The organism is Neobacillus sp. Soil_C_43, assembly GCF_057656715.1.
This window is the reverse complement of the sequence record NZ_JBDGJV010000006.1, coordinates 37,702-58,351: the sequence shown is the minus strand read 5'-3', so window position 1 is coordinate 58,351 and position 20,650 is coordinate 37,702. Positions and strand designations below refer to the sequence as shown.

At 37.5% G+C, this 20,650-nt stretch carries 21 protein-coding genes; 3 read left to right on the top strand and 18 right to left on the bottom strand.

The genetic code is table 11. The features are described from left to right. Positions 1-49: 49 nt before the first annotated feature. From AC3A54_RS10265 to AC3A54_RS10220, 10 genes are all read right to left on the bottom strand, one after another. Entirely contained in the window at positions 50-1,405 is a 1,356-nt protein-coding gene (locus tag AC3A54_RS10265; RefSeq protein WP_487654386.1) for an aminotransferase, read from the bottom strand. A 60-nt stretch (positions 1,406-1,465) separates the two neighbouring features. After that, a complete protein-coding gene (locus tag AC3A54_RS10260; RefSeq protein ID WP_487654385.1) occupies positions 1,466-2,932 on the bottom strand; it encodes a CoA-acylating methylmalonate-semialdehyde dehydrogenase in 1,467 nt (488 codons plus the stop codon). 342 nt (positions 2,933-3,274) lie between these two features. Next, positions 3,275-4,891: a PucR family transcriptional regulator gene (locus AC3A54_RS10255; RefSeq protein WP_487654384.1), complete on the bottom strand. Its 1,617-nt coding sequence runs from the start codon at positions 4,889-4,891 to the stop codon at positions 3,275-3,277. An 88-nt stretch (positions 4,892-4,979) separates the two neighbouring features. Beyond that, positions 4,980-5,195 (bottom strand): hypothetical protein, encoded by a 216-nt coding sequence (locus tag AC3A54_RS10250; RefSeq protein WP_487654383.1) that lies wholly within the window; start codon positions 5,193-5,195, stop codon positions 4,980-4,982. A 27-nt stretch (positions 5,196-5,222) separates the two neighbouring features. Continuing rightward, complete coding sequence (locus AC3A54_RS10245) at positions 5,223-6,695, bottom strand: NCS1 family transporter (protein WP_487654382.1); 1,473 nt, start codon at positions 6,693-6,695, stop codon at positions 5,223-5,225. Positions 6,696-6,859: 164 nt separating this feature from the next. Beyond that, positions 6,860-8,278, bottom strand: coding sequence for a dihydropyrimidinase (gene hydA / locus AC3A54_RS10240; RefSeq protein ID WP_487654381.1), 1,419 nt, complete (start codon positions 8,276-8,278; stop codon positions 6,860-6,862). A gap of 24 nt (positions 8,279-8,302) precedes the next feature. Then, a complete protein-coding gene (gene preA, locus AC3A54_RS10235; protein ID WP_487654380.1) occupies positions 8,303-9,589 on the bottom strand; it encodes an NAD-dependent dihydropyrimidine dehydrogenase subunit PreA in 1,287 nt (428 codons plus the stop codon). 32 nt (positions 9,590-9,621) lie between these two features. After that, positions 9,622-10,974: an NAD(P)-dependent oxidoreductase gene (locus AC3A54_RS10230; RefSeq protein WP_487654524.1), complete on the bottom strand. Its 1,353-nt coding sequence runs from the start codon at positions 10,972-10,974 to the stop codon at positions 9,622-9,624. A gap of 451 nt (positions 10,975-11,425) precedes the next feature. Continuing rightward, a complete protein-coding gene (locus AC3A54_RS10225) occupies positions 11,426-12,241 on the bottom strand; it encodes a uroporphyrinogen-III synthase (RefSeq protein WP_487654379.1) in 816 nt (271 codons plus the stop codon). Then, positions 12,241-12,921 (bottom strand): oxidoreductase, encoded by a 681-nt coding sequence (locus AC3A54_RS10220; protein ID WP_487654378.1) that lies wholly within the window; start codon positions 12,919-12,921, stop codon positions 12,241-12,243. The genes AC3A54_RS10225 and AC3A54_RS10220 overlap by 1 nt, the downstream gene beginning before the upstream one ends. A 156-nt stretch (positions 12,922-13,077) precedes the next feature. On the opposite strand from AC3A54_RS10220, the gene AC3A54_RS10215 reads away from it, so the two are divergent. After that, positions 13,078-13,377, top strand: coding sequence for a hypothetical protein (locus AC3A54_RS10215; RefSeq protein WP_487654377.1), 300 nt, complete (start codon positions 13,078-13,080; stop codon positions 13,375-13,377). Between the two features lie 72 nt (positions 13,378-13,449). Here the strand turns inward: AC3A54_RS10215 and AC3A54_RS10210 are convergent, their stop codons facing one another. From AC3A54_RS10210 to AC3A54_RS10195, 4 genes are read right to left on the bottom strand one after another with little or no spacing between them, the layout of a single operon-like run. Next, complete coding sequence (locus AC3A54_RS10210; protein ID WP_487654376.1) at positions 13,450-13,833, bottom strand: DUF302 domain-containing protein; 384 nt, start codon at positions 13,831-13,833, stop codon at positions 13,450-13,452. 25 nt (positions 13,834-13,858) lie between these two features. Then, a complete protein-coding gene (locus AC3A54_RS10205) occupies positions 13,859-14,995 on the bottom strand; it encodes an MBL fold metallo-hydrolase (RefSeq protein WP_487654375.1) in 1,137 nt (378 codons plus the stop codon). Positions 14,996-15,023: 28 nt separating this feature from the next. Then, complete coding sequence (locus AC3A54_RS10200) at positions 15,024-15,413, bottom strand: DsrE/DsrF/DrsH-like family protein (RefSeq protein WP_487654374.1); 390 nt, start codon at positions 15,411-15,413, stop codon at positions 15,024-15,026. A gap of 15 nt (positions 15,414-15,428) precedes the next feature. Next, positions 15,429-15,995 (bottom strand): sulfurtransferase TusA family protein, encoded by a 567-nt coding sequence (locus tag AC3A54_RS10195; protein WP_487654373.1) that lies wholly within the window; start codon positions 15,993-15,995, stop codon positions 15,429-15,431. A gap of 170 nt (positions 15,996-16,165) precedes the next feature. Here AC3A54_RS10195 and AC3A54_RS10190 point away from each other — a divergent pair, with 170 nt between their 5' ends. Both AC3A54_RS10190 and AC3A54_RS10185 read left to right on the top strand, forming a co-directional pair. Continuing rightward, entirely contained in the window at positions 16,166-17,842 is a 1,677-nt protein-coding gene (locus AC3A54_RS10190) for a CoA-disulfide reductase (RefSeq protein WP_487654372.1), read from the top strand. 75 nt (positions 17,843-17,917) lie between these two features. Then, entirely contained in the window at positions 17,918-18,151 is a 234-nt protein-coding gene (locus tag AC3A54_RS10185; protein ID WP_487654371.1) for a hypothetical protein, read from the top strand. A 79-nt stretch (positions 18,152-18,230) separates the two neighbouring features. Here AC3A54_RS10185 and AC3A54_RS10180 read toward each other — a convergent pair whose 3' ends face one another. The 4 genes from AC3A54_RS10180 to AC3A54_RS10165 form a co-directional block, all read right to left on the bottom strand. Next, positions 18,231-18,617, bottom strand: a complete 387-nt coding sequence (locus AC3A54_RS10180; protein ID WP_487654370.1) for a YidH family protein — start codon at positions 18,615-18,617, stop codon at positions 18,231-18,233. An 18-nt stretch (positions 18,618-18,635) separates the two neighbouring features. Beyond that, on the bottom strand, positions 18,636-19,220 hold the full coding sequence (locus AC3A54_RS10175) for a redoxin domain-containing protein (RefSeq protein ID WP_487654369.1): 585 nt from the start codon (positions 19,218-19,220) through the stop codon (positions 18,636-18,638). Next, positions 19,208-19,708 carry a hypothetical protein gene (locus AC3A54_RS10170; RefSeq protein WP_487654368.1) on the bottom strand — a complete coding sequence of 167 codons (501 nt, stop codon included), beginning with the start codon at positions 19,706-19,708 and terminating at the stop codon, positions 19,208-19,210. Before AC3A54_RS10170 ends, AC3A54_RS10175 begins: the two co-directional genes overlap by 13 nt. Positions 19,709-19,848: 140 nt before the next feature. Continuing rightward, positions 19,849-20,625 carry a sulfite exporter TauE/SafE family protein gene (locus tag AC3A54_RS10165; protein WP_335549115.1) on the bottom strand — a complete coding sequence of 259 codons (777 nt, stop codon included), beginning with the start codon at positions 20,623-20,625 and terminating at the stop codon, positions 19,849-19,851. Positions 20,626-20,650 lie beyond the last annotated feature (25 nt).

Genomic DNA, 20,650 nt, shown 5'->3' with positions numbered 1-20,650 from the left:
ACATTTGTCAATTACAAAATGTAAGGTGACAAATGTTCTCATATATCTTCTATTCAAGCTTTCCAATGGCCTCTGTTAGTGTTTTAGTGATAAATTGTAAATCCTTGTGCTCAATATTCAATGGTGGAGCCAGGGTTAAAACATTGTTAAAACCAGCTACCGTTGCTCCATTCTTACCGATTATAATCCCCGCCTGCTTACAATGTGCAATAACTTGATTGACCAGTTCAGCGTCCAAAGGATCCTTTGTATTTTTATCTTTAACTAGTTCAATCCCAACTAACAATCCTTTTCCACGCACATTCCCTACATAGGGATGATCCTGGAGAAGATTAGTTAAATCATTTAATAACTGTTCCCCTAGGTCTCTTGAACGATCAAACAGTTCTTCCTTTTCCATAATTTCAAGATTTTTCAAAGCAAGTGCACAAGCTGCTGGATTTCCACCGAAGGTATTCACATGACGGAAGTAATCATATTCTTCCGTCCCTTTAAAGGCTTCGTAAATCTCTTTACGAACGGCAGTTGCTGAAAGTGGTAAATAGGCGCTTGTAATCCCTTTGGCCATGGTAATAATATCTGGCTTTACACCGTAGTTCATAAAACCAAATGGTTTACCGGTCCGGCCAAAGCCGCATATAACCTCATCCACAATCAGCAGGGCACCGTGTTTTTCACAAACCTCTTTTGCTGCCTTCATATACCCGTCTGGTGGAACAAGAACTCCTCCACCGGTAATAATTGGTTCCATAATCATAGCAGCAATCGTCTCACTTAATTCCCATGTCATTGTCCGGTCAATTTCTTTTACGGAAGAAAGTTCCCGTGCATCTGTCACATTTGTATCGTCTCGGTAGGAATCCGGTGGTGAGACGTGGATGAACCCTGGTGCAAGTGGTTCATATTTGTATTTCCTTTGAGCCTGCCCTGTTGCGGCTAAAGCCCCCATTGAGTTTCCGTGATATGCTCGGTAACGGGAAACGATTTTATAGCGATTATGTTCACCCTTTTGCTGGTGGTATTGGCGTACGATTTTAAAGGCAGTTTCGTTTGCCTCCGACCCGCTATTTGAGAAAAAAATGACGTACTCATCGCCAAGTAATTCATTTAGTTTTTCAGCTAATTTTATAGCTGGAACATGGCTTTGTGAAAGTGGAAAATAGGCCATTTCTTTTAATTGTTCATATGCTGCTTCAGCCAGCTCAGTCCTGCCATAGCCGACGTTCACACACCACAGTCCAGCCATCGCATCTAAATATCGTTTACCATCTGCATCGGTTACCCATGAACCTTCTGCTTTTGATGCAACAATGGTTGCCTTCGGATTATATGGCTTCATCGAATGCCAAACATACTTATCATCTTGTTCCAATAACGTTTCATTCGGTCGACTTGTTTGAACCATCCCGTATACCCCCAATTCTTTAGATGGTGCCTGACACCAAAAGTATTATAGCTACCATGTTTATGCGTCAAACCTTGAAGTAATCATTTTTTTACGTGTATAGAAGTTTAACCCGTCTTTTCCATTGACGTGAAGGTCCCCATAGAAAGAATCCTTCCAGCCTGAGAATGGGAAAAAGGCCATTGTTGCTGGGACCCCAACGTTGATACCAAGCATCCCTGCGTCTGCTTCTTCACGGAACTGTCGGACCGCTTTTGCATTATTTGTATAGATGGTTGCACCATTTCCATACCTAGATTTTCTAATGTATTCCAATCCCTCGTCTAAGTCCTTTGCTCGTAGTAAGCTTAAAACTGGAGCAAAGATTTCGTCCTTTGCAATTGTCATATCAGGGGTAACACGATCAAAGATGGTAGGTCCTAAGAAGTTCCCTTCTGGAAGTTCATCCATCTCTCTTCGTCCATCCCTGATTAAATCAGCACCTTCAGAAATTCCTTTTTCAATGTAAGTGAGTACTTTATCACGATGTTCTTTACGAATGATAGGAGTTAATAATACCTCATCATCCATACCATTTCCGATAATTAATTCATCCGCTTTTTTCTTTAATGCTGCTACAAATGGCTCATTGTCTCCCACCACGACAACGGCACTACATGCCATACAGCGTTGACCTGCACTGCCAAATGTAGAACTGATGATATGTTGTACCGCCTTATCCATATCGGCATCTGGCATAACTATGTGGTGGTTTTTTGCTCCTGAGAGCGCTTGAACACGTTTTCCTTCTGCAGCAGCACGCTCATATACATACTTTGCGACCGGTTGTGAACCTACAAAGGAGATTGCTGAAATATCCTTATGTTCTAGTAAGCCGTTAACCACATCGTGTGCACCGTGCACTACATTTAAAACCCCATTTGGTGCTCCTGCTTCAGTAAAGAGCTCGGCTAATCGATTAGCTAAAATGGGTGTCCGTTCAGATGGCTTTAATACAAAGGTGTTTCCACATGCAACGGCTAGTGGGAACATCCATAGAGGTACCATCATTGGGAAGTTGAATGGAGTAATTCCGCCAACAACACCTAATGGGTAGCGGAACATTTCTGAATCGATATCCTCTGCAATACCAGATAAGGTTTCACCCATCATTAAAGTAGGAGCGCCTGAGGCAAATTCAACACACTCGATACCACGTTGAACTTCACCATAAGCCTCTTTGTAAGCCTTTCCATTCTCTTGAACAATCAATTTAGCCAATTCCTCATGATTTTCTGTTAATAAATAGTGATATTTAAATAGAATCCTTGCACGCTTAGGAACCGGTACGTTTTTCCACTTTTTAAATGCTTCCTTAGCTGCGCTAACAGCAAGATTTACATCTTCTTTTGAAGACACCGGCACCTTTGTGATTACTTTATTCGTGGCTGGATTAGGAACATCTAGGGATTGCACACTGTTCGAACTTACCCATTCACCGTTAATAAAATTTTTAAGTACTAATGTTTCGTTTTTTGTTACGCTCATGTTTTATCCTCCTCATACTTCAAAATAATTGCAAAATTCGTTTAATTAATAACTTATACTCTTATTATCTCGAAACTACTTCCCGCTTTCATTAGACATTCCGTAAAACCTAATGAAGTATTTCTTCGACAAAATGAACATGTTCATTAGTTTTAGCTCTGTTAAATTTGCCTGATGATTTCCGCTCCAGGCACTTCGCTTTCCGTGGGCGTTTCGGCGAGCCTCCTCGGCGCTTGCGCCTGCGGGGTCTCTCCTGAACCGTACTCCCACAGGAGTCTTCGTGCCTTCCGCTCCAATCATCAGGATATAAAAATAAACAATGTTCTTTATCAGAGCATAGTTTTAAAGTATTTGATTTATCTTCTTGGGCTGAGAGGCGGCCAAGTAATCATAAACAAGTAGCATGAATTCAATGGCTACCCGTTTTTCATGTCCCATAAAGTCCTCTCCTAACAAATTCTCAAGCTTTTGTAAACGATGATAGAGTGTCTGTCTAACTATAAAAAGCTTATTGGAGGTTTCTTGCTTGGAACCATTACATTCTAAGTATGCCTTTAATGTTTCAAGCAATTTCCCATTATATTTTTGGTCATACTGAATCACCGGTTGGAGGTATTCAGAAGCAATCTCCTGTAAATCAGTATGTTTACTCATTTGCGAAATCAGACGATATAAATGTAAATCCTCATAAAAATGATAAATTTGTTTATTTGTCATTTTTTGCTGAATTCGAAGAGTCTCTTTTGCCGTTTGATAACTCTTATGTATGTCATCGAATGCTTGAATAAATTTACCAGCAGCAATAATAAGCTTTGCAGAACTCTGTTTTCTAATAAATTCTGAGTCCTGAATGGAATCAATGGACCTTTTAATTCGTTCCTTAAGATTTTTCTTTGGTCGATTATTTAGAAGGATAAAGGTAATTTCATTTCGTTTTTCCACAAAGATAACAGCAAACCCATTCTGTTCAAATACAGAACGAAATAATAATTTTAAATAGGTAACATCCTGACTAAGTTTGTCCTTAAAGGAAATGAGTTTGGTAATTAAGACTGCTGCATCACTCGATTTTGTTTTTATTCCATTTTCAATTAGATATTCTTGTATGTCCTCAAGTGCATGCTCACCCTCTAACCATCCATGAAGCCATTCATATTCTTCCACTCGCTTTTTTTCCTCAACATACAAATCTCTTAATAAATGCTGAGCTAATGCGGTTGCTGTTCGGTCTAGAATCAACAAATCATATTCACTAACGGGAATATCCTCTGAATAGATAAACAACTCAGCGTATTCTTGACCGAATAAAAAAATGGTCGAGGATGCAATCCATTCACACGGTTGTGTCTTTGATTTTTCTAACTGGTTAATAATTGCAATTTGTTCATTGCTATTGATTTCAGGCACAAATTCATACTCATTGTCCTTCAATCGAAAAATGATTTGCAGATCTAGTGCTGAAAATATAAATTGAAGAATATCTTCATATGTTTCAATCGTTAATAATCGTTTATTTAAGCTTTGAGAATAATTCTCTAAATCAGATATCTTTTGATATTGCTGATTAATAATGGTCGAATGAAGGTCCTGCGTGATTTCAACGAACGGAACTTCCTGTTGAAAAACAATAATAGGGAATTGATGTTCATCTGCTAATGTAGTTACTTCGCCCGGTATCTCCGTAATATATGTTCCTATTTCAATACATAATCCAGCAGCCTTGTTTTCGATTAATTCTTTGACAAGTGAGACAAATAAACCTACATGATCCTTCCAAGCAACACCTGTGGATAAAATTAGCTCGTTCCCATTTAACAGATTTCGGATACTCGTTACTTCAACGACATGAACCCATTTAACAATTCGATGGATCCCTCCCTCACCTGCAATAACTCTGGCATGTTCAAAATGCTTTCTCTTAAAAACATCTGCAACCGTTAACTGAAAATGTTCTTTCATAGATTTATCTCCTTAAATATAAGAAGTTAATAGTAGAAAAAAGAAGGATTGGCACTTTCCACCAATCCTTTTCTTTCAACGTAATACCTTAGATTTCCTGGTTCTGTTTGATTAATAAACTAGAAAAATACTTTCTTGCATTAGCTGTACCAATATGAAGTGTTTCAGTTACGTTTCCACTTGGATGTACGAAGTCAACCGAAGCACCATTTAAATGCTCTCTCACGCCGCTTATCCTGCATCCTTTTTGGATGAGAAAGTCAATTTTATCTCGTTCATCTAAAAATTGTTGATGATCTGACATCCTATCCATCCCTCCAATAAGCCAAATTTAGTATAAATCAACATTATTAGGAATTTCTTCAATGACAGTTTCGTAGGCATTTTCCTCAATTACCCAATCACGGCCAACAGAAATACCTAAATATTTTTCATCACTTGGATCTTCAATTTCTGCTTGACGATACTTTTGGAACCACCAGTATTTTGCTAGAACATAATAAATTCCCGCACCAACAATGAATCCTACTAAGAAACCATAATTCGGTACAAAATAAGATGCTACAGCTCCAATTATCCAAGCAATAAAACCAGCTAGATTCACTCCGCCCATGTATTTATACTGACCTTTGTCTTCGTATAATTCTGGCACATTTACACGTCGTTTACGTAGCAGGTAATAATCAGCAAACAGGATACCGACAATCGCTGAAAGAATCCCACCTACAAAGAGTAAAATAGGAATAATAACCCCAAATAGTGTCCACGGCTGAACGATTGTTCCAACAACTCCAGCTGTGATTACTCCTGCCCAAAATGGAAACTTAGGACCACCTACATTTGAGAAAATTGTTGCTGCTGGAACCACGTTAGCTGCAGTATTTGTAGACCATTGAGCTAATACAATCATTAATAATAAAATAGCTAGGATAAATCCGCCTGCTGCTTTTTGTAATGCCACAACGGGGTCATAATTTAATACAGCAATATAAGAAACCGCACCAATGATAATCATAAAAGTCTGAGTTAATGGCATTGCTATAAGGTTGCCAATTAATGAGCCTTTATTTCGCTTAAACCAATTTTTTTCATTAACAGGGGCTTTAATAAACCGAGAAATAGAAGGAATATCCGCACTTAATGTAGCCCAAAAGCCCATGTTACTAAAAATAACAACTAAAAAGGCTGAAAAAGCTGCCCCACCCGTAACTGGTGATTCCACCCAGGTCCAAACATCTCTTCCTGCAGTTGCTGCCTGATCCGATAATGTCACATACATCCATAATGAAATAATAAGAATAATAGGTGCAGCTAAATCGGCAAACCGTTCAATAGATTTTATTCCAAGGGCAGTATTGACTAATTGAACGACAGCAAAAATAAGGAAACAAACAAACCAATTATCAAAGCCAAATAAAATATTTAAAATACCATTCATCGCTGTTGCACCAAAATAGGTATTTATACCAAACCACATCGATGCAGCCACACCCCGGGTAATGGATGGGATGTGAGTACCAATTGTCCCAAACGGTGCTCTCATATATACAGGAAAAGATATACCATGTTCGATTCCAATATCCGCAATTAAAGAAATGAAGAAACCAATCGCAAGACTTCCAATCACAGTTGCGAGAATAACCCATGGCAATGATAGGCTAATAACCCCTGCACCGCCAATTGCAAACGTTGCAAGTACAACGACCATTCCTACCCACATGAACGAGTACCCTAATTTAGTAATCGTCCGGTCTTTTTGATGAATTGGTAATAAATCTGGTGATTTTAAATGGCTTTTTTTCATGTAAACACTCCTTGTTTCGGTTTAATTTTATAGAATGTAACATTCAAAAATTCAAACAACCGACTAATAACAATAAAAAATAATAATGGGAGCAATTGCTCAGAATCTGAGCAATTGCCGGAGTGTAGTGCAACTATTGATAGAGACTTGAGCTGTAATAGTTGTTAGATTGATAGGGTTTCACTTTGGTTTAGCGTAGTATTCAAATTATATCTTGCTCTCTTTAAATATTGACCAGATCCTGGCTTACCAACAAACTGTTTGTCGCGAACAACATACTCCCCGCGTACTAAAACAGAAACAGGCTCACCTGTAACCTTCATTCCCTCAAAGGCATTATAATCAACGGCCATATGATGGGTTTCTGCAGATATTACTCTTTCAACATTAGGGTCAAAAATAACGAGATCTGCATCAGCACCAATTGCAATAGTCCCTTTCTTAGGGAATAATCCGAAGAGCTTGGCAATACGTGTTGAAGTAATATCCACAAACTGGTTCAAACTAATTCGCCCTTTCTTCACCCCCTCAGAGAATAATATGGATATACGGTCCTCAATTATTGGGCCGCCGTTCGGGATTTTAGTGAAATCATCCCTACCTAAATCCTTTTGTCCCTTAAAATCAAATGAACACTGATCAGAACCAAGTGTCTGAAGTTGGCCGCTCTTCAGGGCGTTCCATAAAACTTCCTGATTCCACTTTTCTCTAAGTGGCGGCGACCATACATATTTTGCTCCTTCAAAATTTGGTTTTTCTAAATAGCTTTGATCAAGAACTAAATATTGTGGGCACGTTTCCCCCCATACATCAAACCCTTTACTGCGTGCTTCTGCAATTTTTTCAACGGCATCTGCGCAAGATACATGGACTACGTATAATTGCGAGTTTGCTAGTCCCGTAAGCTTGGCTGCACGGCCTGTGGCTTCTCCTTCAAGTTCAGGTGGTCTTGTTAGTGCATGATAAATCGGTTCAGTTTTGCCTTCCTCAAGAGCTTTCTTAGTTAAATAATCAATAACATCTCCGTTTTCTGCATGTACCATAACTAAGCCGCCATGTTCCTTCGCGGTCACAAGTGTTCGGAATAGTGTTTCATCATCGGCTTGAAACACATTTTTATAAGCCATAAATACTTTAAATGATGTAATTCCTTCCTCATTAATTACCTGTGGGAGTTCATTTAGGACTTCCTCGTTGATTTCTGAAATCATTAAATGGAACCCATAATCGATTACTGCTTTTTCCCTGGATTTATTATGCCAGGTTTGAATCGCATTTTTCAGAGGTTCCCCTTTATTCGTTAAGCAGAAATCAATTACTGTAGTCGTCCCCCCGAAAGCAGCTGCGATCGTTCCGGATTCGAAATCGTCCTTTGTGACAGTTCCGCCAAATGGCATATCTAAGTGAGTATGTGGATCAATCCCCCCTGGAAAAACAAGACAGCCTTTCGCATCAATAACTTCCGCTCCTATGGCAGAAAGATTGGTACCAATTTGTGTTATTTTCCCATTTTCAATTAATACCTCAGCTTGATACGTATCTGTTGCTGTGACAATTGTTCCGTTTTTAATAATTTTCTTCATCAATTTTTCCCTCCTAATCTATTTTTATTTAGCTACGTCTGCTTTACATTCAAGTGCACCATTCAATGCAGCTTGACGTTCATTCCAAGTCATTGGAGGCATTTCTCTTGCTGCCTCTACCATATCTATAGCCCCATCTACAGGACATACAATCGAACATAGATTACAGCCCACGCAATCTTCTTCCCTAACCTTTAAGTAGCTTTTTCCATTTTCGTCTTTCAGCATATCAATACACTGGTGTGAGGTATCTTCACAAGCGATATGGCACTTATTACAATTAATACAAACTTCTGTATTAATTTTTGCAACAATATTGTAGTTTAGGTCAAGGTTACCCCAGTCAGAATATCTTGGTACTGATTTCCCAATAATATCGGTAACCGAGGCAATTCCTTTACTATCTAGATAATTGTTTAGACCTCCGATCATGTCCTCTACAATGCGGAAGCCATGATGCATCGCTGCCGTACATACCTGAACACCAGTTGCCCCCATTAACAGAAATTCTACTGTATCCTTCCAGTTGGAAATTCCGCCAATACCAGAAATAGGTACATTAATATGCGGGTTTCGTGCACATTCTGCAACCATATTTAATGCAATAGGTTTAACTGCAGGTCCACAATAGCCTCCATGTGCTCCTTTTCCTGCCACATGTGGAATGGTATTCCAGGAATCAAGGTCCACTCCCATCAAACTATTAATCGTGTTAATCATACTTATGGCATCCGCACCGCCATTGCAGGCAGCTTCAGCAGTAGCCGTAATATCGGTAATATTTGGTGTTAATTTGACTATTACAGGTGTTTTAGCCACTTCTTTCACCCAGTAAGTTTGACGCTCTACTAAAGAAGGTACCTGCCCAGAGGCTGCCCCCATACCCCGCTCTGCCATTCCATGTGGACAACCAAAATTTAATTCAAGTCCGTCGACCCCTACATCTTCCACACGCTTAACAATTTCATGCCATTTCTCTTGTTTTGGTTCCACCATTAACGAAGCAATAATTGCATGATTTGGAAAACGCTTTTTAGTTTCATAGATTTCTTTTAAGTTCACATCCAATGGTCTGTCGGTAATCAACTCTATATTATTGAAGCCAGCAACTCTTTGTCCGTTAAAGCTAATAGCAGCAAATCTAGAAGAAACATTCAAAATTGGGTCTCCTAATGTTTTCCAAACCGCTCCTCCCCACCCAGCTTCAAATGCTCTCTGTACCTGATAACCCGAATTGGTAGGAGGTGCTGACGCAAGCCAAAATGGATTAGGGGATTTTATCCCTGCAAGATTAATACGTAAATCGGCCATCGTAATTTCTCTCCTTTGCTTTCAAATAAGTACTATGCAGTTCCAACAACTGAAAATTGCTTATGAATAGCATAAGCCACATTCTTCCCTTGTTGGGCTGCGGTTACGACCATTGCGTCCCCTTTTCCTTTACCAAATATTACATCACCACAGGCGAAAATTTTCGGATTGGAGGTTTGGAAAGTTTCCTGATTTACTTTTACAACCCCGCCTTCTTGCTGAAGGACAAATTTATTGATAAGTTCCAGATGTCTTGTTTGACCGATTGCTTTCACTACTGCATCAACCGGTAAAACGTGTTCAGACCCTTCAATTTCAACTGGTCTACGTCGCCCATCCTTTTCTGGTTCACCAAGCCTCATCTTGATACACTCAATTCCTTTTACATTCCCAGCTTCATCACCAATGATCCTTTTCGGTGCGGTTAACCATCGAAACTCAACACCATCTTGCTTAGCAAATTCATACTCAAAATCATAGGCTGTCATTTCATCTTCCGTTCTTCGGTAAAGGATTTTTACATTTTCAGCCCCTAAACGAACGGAGCATGTTGCACCGTCGATGGCTGTATTTCCAGCACCGATAACGACCACTCGTTTGCCGACAAATTCCTTGGATAATTGACCACTTTTAGTAGCCTTTACAAATTCAATAGCATCATAAACACCATTTAAATCCTCACCTTCAATACCAAGGTTCGGTACATGAGCCATCCCAACTGCTAAAATGACAAAATCAAAGTTTTCCGTGATTTCTTCAACGGAGACATCTCTTCCGACCATTGTGTTGGTTTTTATTTTCACATTTAATTTTTCTACTTGTTCTACTTCCCAGAAGGAAACCGTTTGAGGTAAGCGGAAGGAGACGATACCGTAGGTGTTTAATCCACCCGCTTTTTCTGCCGCTTCAAATATGGTCACGTCATAGCCTAATCTAGCTAACTCTCTAGCCGCTGATAATCCAGCAGGTCCACCTCCAATTACAGCTACTGTACGACCATTTGAATCACCAGGCTGGAATAGTGTTTGTTCATTTCTAATTGCCCAATCTGTCGCATACCTTTGCAGATTGCCAATCATTATTGGTTTTGTTGAATGATTTAGGACACAAGCTCCTTCACAAAGTTCTTCTGTGGGACAAACTCTTGAACAACTTGCACCTACTGGATTTGAGGACATAATGGTTTTTGCTGAGCCTAGTAAGTTTCCTGAGGCGATTTTTTTAATAAAGGTTGGAATATCAATCCCTGTTGGACAGGCTTTAATACATGGGGCGTCATAGCAATAGAGGCATCGATTGGATTCTTCAACCGCTTCGTTGTTTGTTAGACCTTGTTCCACCTCTAAAAAATTCTTTTCAAGATCGGAAAAGGATATACGCTGCATTTTTTCGTTTGGCAAAGAGAAGTCCTCCTTTAACATGTAAAATACATTTCCAATTACATTTAAGATAATAAAAATAAAAATGAAAGCGCTTTAAAAATATTGTTCTTTTGTAATGGATTTTGGAATAACACCAGCCTCCTTTAACTTATTTATGTATTTTGCAGAAAATTCTGCATCTTAATCTTATTTTACAGACATGAAATAGGCATTGCACCTTACATTTTGTTAAATGATGCAAGCATTTGATTATCCATTATGTAAAAAGTAGATCTATTTACTTCTTGTACATATTCTGAATACTTTTTCAATTTAACATAAGTATACTAAAAAAATTGTAAAAATATATCGAACGGTCAATTTATCTAACATGGTTTTTTCTCGACACCATTCTACAGTTGTCCTAAAAGAGAATGAATGAAAAAAAGCATACCATCTATTAGGTATGCTTAATTCAAGAATTTTCATTTTGATAATATTTTGTAAGCGTGATTATCATCGCACCTATTCTTTCGTGCTCTGGAACAAGTACACGTTCAATTTCTTCCTCTTTTAAGGCTTCTAAAGTAACTTTTCCAATTGCAACTGCTAATACATGTTGATTAAGGGCATAAACTATTTCTTTATGAATACCATTTTCTTTTGCATAATTAAAAAGTGACCGTACTTGGGTGGCCGTTGTGAAACATATTGCATCACAATGTTTACCCTGCACTTCATGACATAATCTATTCACCGGCTCCCCTTCAGGCGCATTGTATTGATAGGGAAGAATTTTTTGTACAATTGCACCTCGGTCTTCAAAGAACTTTATTAATTCCGGAGCAGTTTCTCCATGTAACTGAATCATGACTCGCTTTCCTGAAAAGTCAAAGTTTTGTAGAGCATGAATTAATCCCTTTGTCGTTCCATCTTCATCGACGACCACTGGCGTAATCATTAATTTCTTTAGTGCTGCAAGTGTCTTATACCCTCTTGAAGCAACCTTTGCCTTGCGTAAAATAGAAAAAAATTCTTCTTTAAACCCAAGCTTTTCAGCTATATTGACCATGGTTTCAATGCCAATACCGGTTGTAAATACCATCCAATCTGCACCTTGTTTGACAAATTCAACTATATCGGGCTCTACTTCCTTCTCGGCTAAAAATACAGTCCCCTGAAGAGAACGTACTAGTGTAATGCCACCTTGCTTTTCAATTAACGTTTTTATTTCCTCAATTTTACGCGAACCGCAGATGACAATTCGTTTACCAATTAAACCTTTTCCCATTAGACTTTCTTCCTTCTTGCCAATTGTTCTATTTCCTGTGATGGATAAATATGAACTCCTTTTTTATTTAAAAGAGCTACCTCTACCATTGCAGCAGCAACATTTTTTGCTTCGATTGCTTTATAACTTCGTAAAGGACCAACCATTACTACATTAATTAGAGCACTTGCTTTTTCTGCTATTTTTTCTCCCAAGCGGAATTCACCTCTATCCCCTAGCAACAAGGATGGTCGAAAAATATGAAGTGAAGGTAAATTTATCCTTTTTAGAGTTTCCTCTACATCACCTTTTACTTGATTGTAAAAAAAATGCGATTTAGAGTTAGCACCCATTGCTGTAATTATGAGGAAGTTTTCAGCACCGCCCTCATAAGCTAATTTTGCAGCTTCTACTGGGTAGTCAAAATCCACTTTACGAAAGGCTTCTTTCGTTTTTGCTTTTTTAATTGTAGTTCCTAAACAGCAAAAAACATCTGAAACATGAAACAATTCTTTATGGTTATGTAACTCATTAAAATCAACCACATGTGGTTCGCAAACAGGATCGATAATTTCAATAGGTCTACGTACCAACAAAAAAAATTTTTCATATGTATTTTTTTGAATCAGTATTTTTGTTAATTCCTTTCCTACAAGCCCACTAGCACCTAAGATTAATGCAGTTTTCCCTTGATTACTCACTTATGTTCCTCCTACGACGATCATTCCAAAACTAAGACTTTTCTTTTTATTTTCCATTCTTATTCTCCCATCTTTATTAACAAAATCCAACGGCTTTTTTTTTGATTCTTTGGAAATACTGAATGGAGTGAAATTATATGAAAGGAAGGAATACTAGTGGTTAACGAAAGTCACTTTAGTGAATTTATTAATGACGTTACCATACAAGCAAAAATGGAAAATGTCTGGAGCTATACGTGTGGTTCATGGGAGAATTGTAATGAAAATACCATTCAATCTTTCTTGTCTCAGTGTCTGGAATATAATATTGACCCGCAGTTTTGTATGAGTTGGGTGGAAATGCATCAGAATGAAATTCCTAATTGGTCAGCCGTTTCAGAAACCTCACTTGGCTGGGTAAATCAGTATACATCTACTGGTTCAGCTATTTCTATTTCAGTACAAGATTTAAGTTAGAAGGAAAAGCATGACAAAATCATAACCGACTGTTTGTCATGCCTCTTTCATTAATGAGTGATAAAGTATAAATTACTTTGCTTTTTCAAGACAGGATATTAGTCTCTTTTCAATATCGAGAGCAATTTGTCCAAGGTTTTCATCTGACACCATGCTCATTAATGCTGACGGTTTTGGCATTCCTATTTTCGTTTGGTTCTCATCCCTATATACAACAACTTTACAGGGTAGAAAATAACCAACTAAATTATTTTCCATCAATACTCTTTTTGCTTCATGCGGATTGCAGACCTCTAGAACGATAAATTCCTTTTCGAGGTCTACCCCTTTTTCTTTCAATTTTTCTTGTATATTAAAGCTCCAAAGCACACCAAATTTCTCTTCTTTTAAAGCTTCCTCCACAGCTTTAACTGCTTCAGGAAGTGATTTATTTGATTCAACCGTATAATGAAACATATGGACTACTCTCCTCTATTTTCCATTATCTTACAGCACAGCGATTTGGACCAATTTCCATTTCTCTTTGTTTTTCTTCATCATGTGCTATTTTCCCCATATTAGTTTCACGAATCTCTTGATAAGAATTTGGCTGTGGAGGCAAGTTTTCAGTAACAGTCTTTCTAAAATCCGCTTCGTCTCCGATATTTAATCCGTGATTTTCCTTATATAAAGTACCAAGTTTTTCTGAAATACTTCCATCGTCATTCATTTCGTTAATACCCATATAATGTGCCGGTAAAACCAATAGTTCATCAGGAAGGTCCTTATAACGATGGTACAAAGTATTCCGTAAATCCCCCACCCAGTCCTCTGCTTTACCAGCTAAGTCAGGACGTCCAATAGAATCAATAAATAATATATCACCAGTTAATAAGTATTGATCATCAATGAGAAATGATGTACTGCCAATTGTATGACCAGGAGAATATATCGCCTTAATAGTGGTTTCACCTACGTTGTACTCATCTCCATCATTTATAGGTGTAAAATCAAAAATTACTTCTTCCGCATCTTTTGGTGGTAAAAAGTAGGTTGCTCCATGATTTTCAGCAAGCCTTCTACCACCAGAGATATGGTCTGCATGGAGATGAGTATCCAAGACATGAGTCAGCTTAATATTGTGTTCATTTATATGTTGTTCGTATGGCTCGAGCATTCTATTTGTATTAATCATAGCACCGGTTCCTTGTGATTCAACCAAGTAAGATAAACATCCTTTTCCTATTCGCACAAATTGATATATTGCTCCACCATTTTTTAAATCTCCTATCTTTATGGGTTCTAAATGTTCACTGTAGGCTTTCATTCCGCCTTCAACGCTGTAAACATTTGTAAATCCTGCTTCTGCTATTTGCTCTGCAACAAATTCAGATGAACCACCTTTTGCACAAACTACATAGATAGCAGTATCTTTAGGAAGTTTATCTACGATTGAATCTACTCCTTCGAGTAAATCAAAATATGGTGCATTAATGATATGAACATTCTTCCCCTCAATTTTCCAATCATCAAAGTCATCTGTATTTCTAGCGTCGAGGATAAAGATTTCTTCATGATTCAGTATTTTTTTTGTTAATTCTTTTACGGTTACTGTTTTAACTGCAGCTTGCTCTGACATATGTGCACCACCATTTTTAATCTCTTTTTTAGAAGGTTAGAGTGACATCGGCATCCTGAGCAAAAGTTAGGAATGTCACAGCTCCACCTACATCAATTCCTTCAACAAAATGCTCTTTTTCTAAGCTCATTACATCCATGGTCATTTGACACGCAATCATCTTGACACCCATTTCAGTGGCCATACCTACCAGTTCATGAACGGGAGGAACATTCGCTTTCTTGAAGCCTTCTTGAAAATGTTCCGTTCCAACAGGCATCGGTAAATTTTTATATCCTTCTTTGTGAATAAGATTTAACCCTTCAAAAGTAAAAAAAATACACACATCTGCATCTGTTGCTGCAGCTGCTGTTGCGATATTAAACACCTTATATGCATCAAACATACCACCATTTGCTGCGATTATTGCTACCTTCATTTTCGTTCCTCCTATTTAGATGCTTTTATTAATTGGTCCAGTCCAATCTTTCATACCGGGGACAACATTCTTTACATTATCGAACCCTTTTCCGGCTAGTTGTTGGGCTGCTAAATCACTGCGATTACCGGAGCGGCAAACTATATGAAGATGATCTTCTTTATTTAATTCCTCAAATCGTTTTTCTAAATCACCTAATGGTATATTAATCGCTCCAGGTATATGACCAAAGGCATACTCAGCTGGCTCTCGAACATCCAAAACAGTTACTTTTTCATTTCCCTCAAGCTTCGTTAATAAATCAGCTAAGGAAACAACATCTGGATGCGTGGTCTCACTTTTTTCCTCTTCAGCACTGGCTTTTCGAAGGTAATGTTTAAGGATATCCCCTTCCTCAATTGTTCCAAGGTATTGGTTACCAGTACTTGTTGCCCATGCTTTTAAATCAGCTGTAGAACCTTTATCCGTAGCTTGAATTTCTAAGACTTGACCAGGTTCTAGAGAAGTCATTTCTTTTTTTGTTTTCACAATAGGCATTGGACATGCTAATCCCTTTGCATCCAAAACTTTATTGACATTCATGGCTCACACTCCTTTCGTACTTATTATCTTTCAAAATCCTCCAATCAATGCCTTTCTATTTTCCCACCAATTTCACTAATTCATTTAGATTTTTTGTGATAATTATCACAGCATAAATGTTTTATTTACAATAATATACCTATAAGGGTATATAAAAGGAGGAATTAGACATGAATAAGAAAATTGTTATTATCGGTGGAGTAGCTGGAGGAGCAACTGCTGCAGCACGTTTAAGAAGATTAGATGAATCATCAACAATCGTTCTGTTTGAACGTGGAGAACATATCTCGTTTGCCAATTGCGGTCTGCCATATTATATTGGTGAAACCATTAAAGATCGACAAAAGCTACTTGTCCAAACGGTGGAAGGAATGAGCAAGAAATTCAACTTAGATATCCGAAATTTAAGTGAGGTTGCCGGAATTAATCGAGACAAAAAAACGGTAACAGTTAAGAATTTAAAAACAAATGAAGTATACGAAGAAAGTTATGATACCTTGGTACTTTCACCTGGTGCGAAGCCAATATTCCCACCAATAGAAGGAATAAATGATGCTACAAATATATTTACACTAAGGAATATTCCTGATACAGATAAAATTAAAAACGCTGTTGACCAACAGGACCCTCAAAAAGCAGTTGTTGTTGGTGGTGGTTTTATTGGTCTTGAAATGGCAGAAAATCTTGCCGAACGAGGTATTGAAGTAACAGTAGTTGAAATGGCAAATCAGGTTATGGCTCCACTTGATTATGAAATGGCTTCAATAGTTCACGACCATTTACGTAACAAAGGCGTCATCTTGATTTTAGAAGATGGTGTAAAAGCATTTAAGGACCAAGGCAGCATAATTGAACTTACTAGTGGTACAAAATTAAACTCTTATTTAACCATTTTATCGATTGGTGTCAGACCAGAAAATCAACTTGCAATTAACGCTGGTTTAAATGTCGGAGACCGCGGGGGAATTCAGGTTAATGAATTCTTACAAACAAATGATGAGAATATATTTGCCATTGGTGATGCTATTGAAGTAACTGACTATATTAACGGTAATGCTGCGATGATTCCACTTGCAGGACCTGCTAACCGTCAAGGACGAATTGTTGCCAATAACATCTATGGGAAAGCTGAAAAATATAAAGGAACTCTCGGAACATCCATTGCGAAAGTTTTTGATATTACTGTTGCTGCTACAGGTAATAATGAGAAACGGTTAAAACAGTTAAATGTAAACTATCAAGCTATTCATATTCACCCAGCATGTCATGCTAGCTACTACCCTGGTGCAGAATCTATTGCTTTAAAATTGTTGTTTGATCCAAGTAATGGAAAAATCCTTGGTGCACAAGCTGTGGGCAAAGATGGTGTGGATAAAAGGATTGATGTAATTGCAACTGCAATAAAAGGAAACCTAACTGTATTTGATCTAACCGAAGTAGAACTATCTTACGCACCACCATATTCTTCTGCCAAGGACCCTGTAAATATGGCGGGATATGTGGCTTCCAATATTATCGACGGAGATGTTGCAACGGTTCAATGGCATGAAGTTGATGAAATTGTCAAAAATGGCGGGTTACTCATTGATGTTCGTGAGCCAAATGAGAGAGAAAATGGATTTATCAATGGTTCAATTAACGTTCCACTAGGTGAGATTAGGGAAAAAATTCATACTTTCCCTAAAAATCAAACCATTTATGTTTCTTGTCAGGTAGGATTAAGAGGCTATTTAGCAGCAAGAATTCTTACTGAGAATGGCTTTAAAGTCAAAAACGTAGATGGTGGTTGGAAAACTTATTCATCTGTATTCAATCAAAAAAAGAAGCTTGATGCTACAGTATTGTAACAATTACTCCAAGTTATATTCTTAAATTATTATAAAATAAACCTTGTAGGCAATATAGCATTGGAGGAATTACTAATGAAAAAATTAGTGACAGGAGCATTTACAGCCGTTTTGCTACTTGGGTTAGGAACTGGGGTTATGGCAGCTAGTGAACAGATTGCATGTAAAGTCGGTGACTTTAAAGAAATGCTCCCATTTATGCAGGAGAAGCATCCAGAATTAAGTGAAAAGCAACTTAAGGAAATGCATAAGGATTGTGCTGGAAAAATGAAAAAAGAAACAAACACTGATTGTATAATTAACAAGTAGAGTTTTCGAAATAAAAAGCACTTCACTTTAGCTAATACAAGCTTATGAAGTGCTTTTTTTCTATATGTAATGTTAGCCTTTAAAACATTAAAAAGTATGCTCCAAATAGCAACGTAATAAAAATAATTAAGATACTGAGTGTAATTATATATTTTTTAGATGCCGTAAAGGTTTGCTGATTAATTGTAGTAACCTTCCTCAAATATACAATTGTCGCCATTAAAATAGTAACAATTCCTAGTGCTACAGAGGCGATCCCTATTAAGTTTGCTAAAAGATCGCCTATTGGGGAAAGACTAGACATCATATTAAAATGTAAATTAGTTACTAAAAAGCCGACACCTATTATAGCGATAGCGGTGCGAATCCAGGCTAAATATGTCCGTTCATTTGCAAGATGCTGTTGAATATATTTTGAATCTACGGTCTGTCTTATTTCTTGCTCCCTTACTTCTTCCTTGCTCATTATATCCCTACTTTTCGTTTAATCCACACTTTGTAATAATTCAGTCATCATTTCTTTATCCATAGGACCTACAATCTTTTTCCGGATAACGCCTTTGGTATCAATAATATAACTGGTTGGAATGGTAACAGCCTGGTATGTTTGTCCAACTTGTCCTTCGCTATCAAGTACAATTGGGAAAGTTAAGCCATAATCTTTCACGAATGCCCCAATATTATCACTGCTTTTTTCTGAAGTAGTTAAATTCACAGCTAAAATTGTTACTTGATTGTTTTTTTGTTCCTCATAAAACTCCTGCATATGCGGCATCTCAGCTTTACATGGTGGACACCATGTGGCCCAGAAATTTAATATTACTTTCTTCCCTACCATATCAGAAAGCTTAACTTCTTGTCCATCCAAGGTTTTTAATCCAAAATTCGGCGCCTTATTCCCTTCCTGCAGCCCTATTTCTAGATTCTTTGATGTTGTTGCAGCTTCCTTCACCTCACTACCTTTTTCTGAATTATTTGACGATGATAATGAGGTATCATAAATTCCCCATCCAATTAGACCAATTAATGCAATTACAATCATTAAGTTTTTCTTATTCAAAATCGCCACTCCTTTGGTATTAAAATAAAATAAAGAATGATCAGTGTGAATGTACCTACTAGTAAATGGTATAAATCATTTTCATCTAAGGCAAATAAGAAAGTAAAATGATAACAGCTAAGGACCGTTAAACTGAAGATAAGAATAGTTTTTAAAATAAGCCTACTTGAAATCTTAATTTTCTTATTCTTATAAATAAAATACATAAGGGAAATGAGTATCGCTATTACTAGCCCCTTAGTGCCTCCAGTAAAATAAAGGATTGAAAGAGGACTTTTTAAAATAAGCTTTGGTTCTAGTAAAATGAGACTCCCTTTCCAAGCTAAAATCAAGATAAAAAGGCTATTTGTTAAGGTATTAAAGATTTTTTTATTATCTTCTTTTGTTTGTGTCCGTTGCAACCATAATTTAATGACCACTAGTCCTAATAGAATTGCTGAACCAAGCAGCACCCATTTCAGCATAATGGTTAGTGAACCTATTTGGATTACGTTCATGTATCAAGCCCCCACAACGATAATGATTTTGCCATCAAATCTTCCCCCACTATATCTCTTAGAATATTCCCATTTCATTGTTAAGAATCTATTAAGAAAGGAATAATAAAAAGGAGGCTATTATTAGCCCCCACAATAAATTATAAAATATCTATCCAAATTTTTACTGCAGTTGAAAAGATCAAGATTCCTAAGATTACTTGTAATACCTTTGTATTCATTTTTTTACCTAGTTTAACACCTAATGGTGAAGCAAGGAGACTTGCAACTACCATGATAAGAGATGGAATAATCTCTACCTGTCCTGTTGATATTTTACCAACAGTTGCCCCAATTGAAGAAATGAAAGTTATCGCTAAAGAAGAAGCAATGGTCATTCTTGTTGGAATTTTTAAAACAACAAGCATAATTGGGACTAATAAAAACGCCCCACCTGCTCCAACAATTCCTGCGCCAACCCCCACAATTAATGCAAGAGATGCTGCAAGCCACTTATTGAATTTCACTTGTTCCATAGGGATTTCATCGATTCCTTTTTTAGGAACAAACATCATTATCACTGCTAATAATGCTAGGACTCCATAAACGATATTAATTCCGCTTTCCGGCAGAAGTGTAGAACCAAATCCACCCACAAAGCTTCCAATTAAGATACTTATACCCATATATGCAATTAATGTTTTATTTAAGTATCCGCCTTTTCGGTATGCCCAGACCCCGCTGATTGTCGCAAAGAATACCTGTATCGCAGTAATACCTGCTACATCGTGAGCTGTAAAATGGGCTACACCAAGAGCAGCTGGGATAAGCAATAGCATGGGGAAATTAATAATGGCGCCACCAATTCCTAACATTCCAGAAATAAATGAGCCTACAAAACCAATTAAGAATATGGTAATGACAAAATCGATACCCATCCTTATCCTCCTATTGAATGGGAAC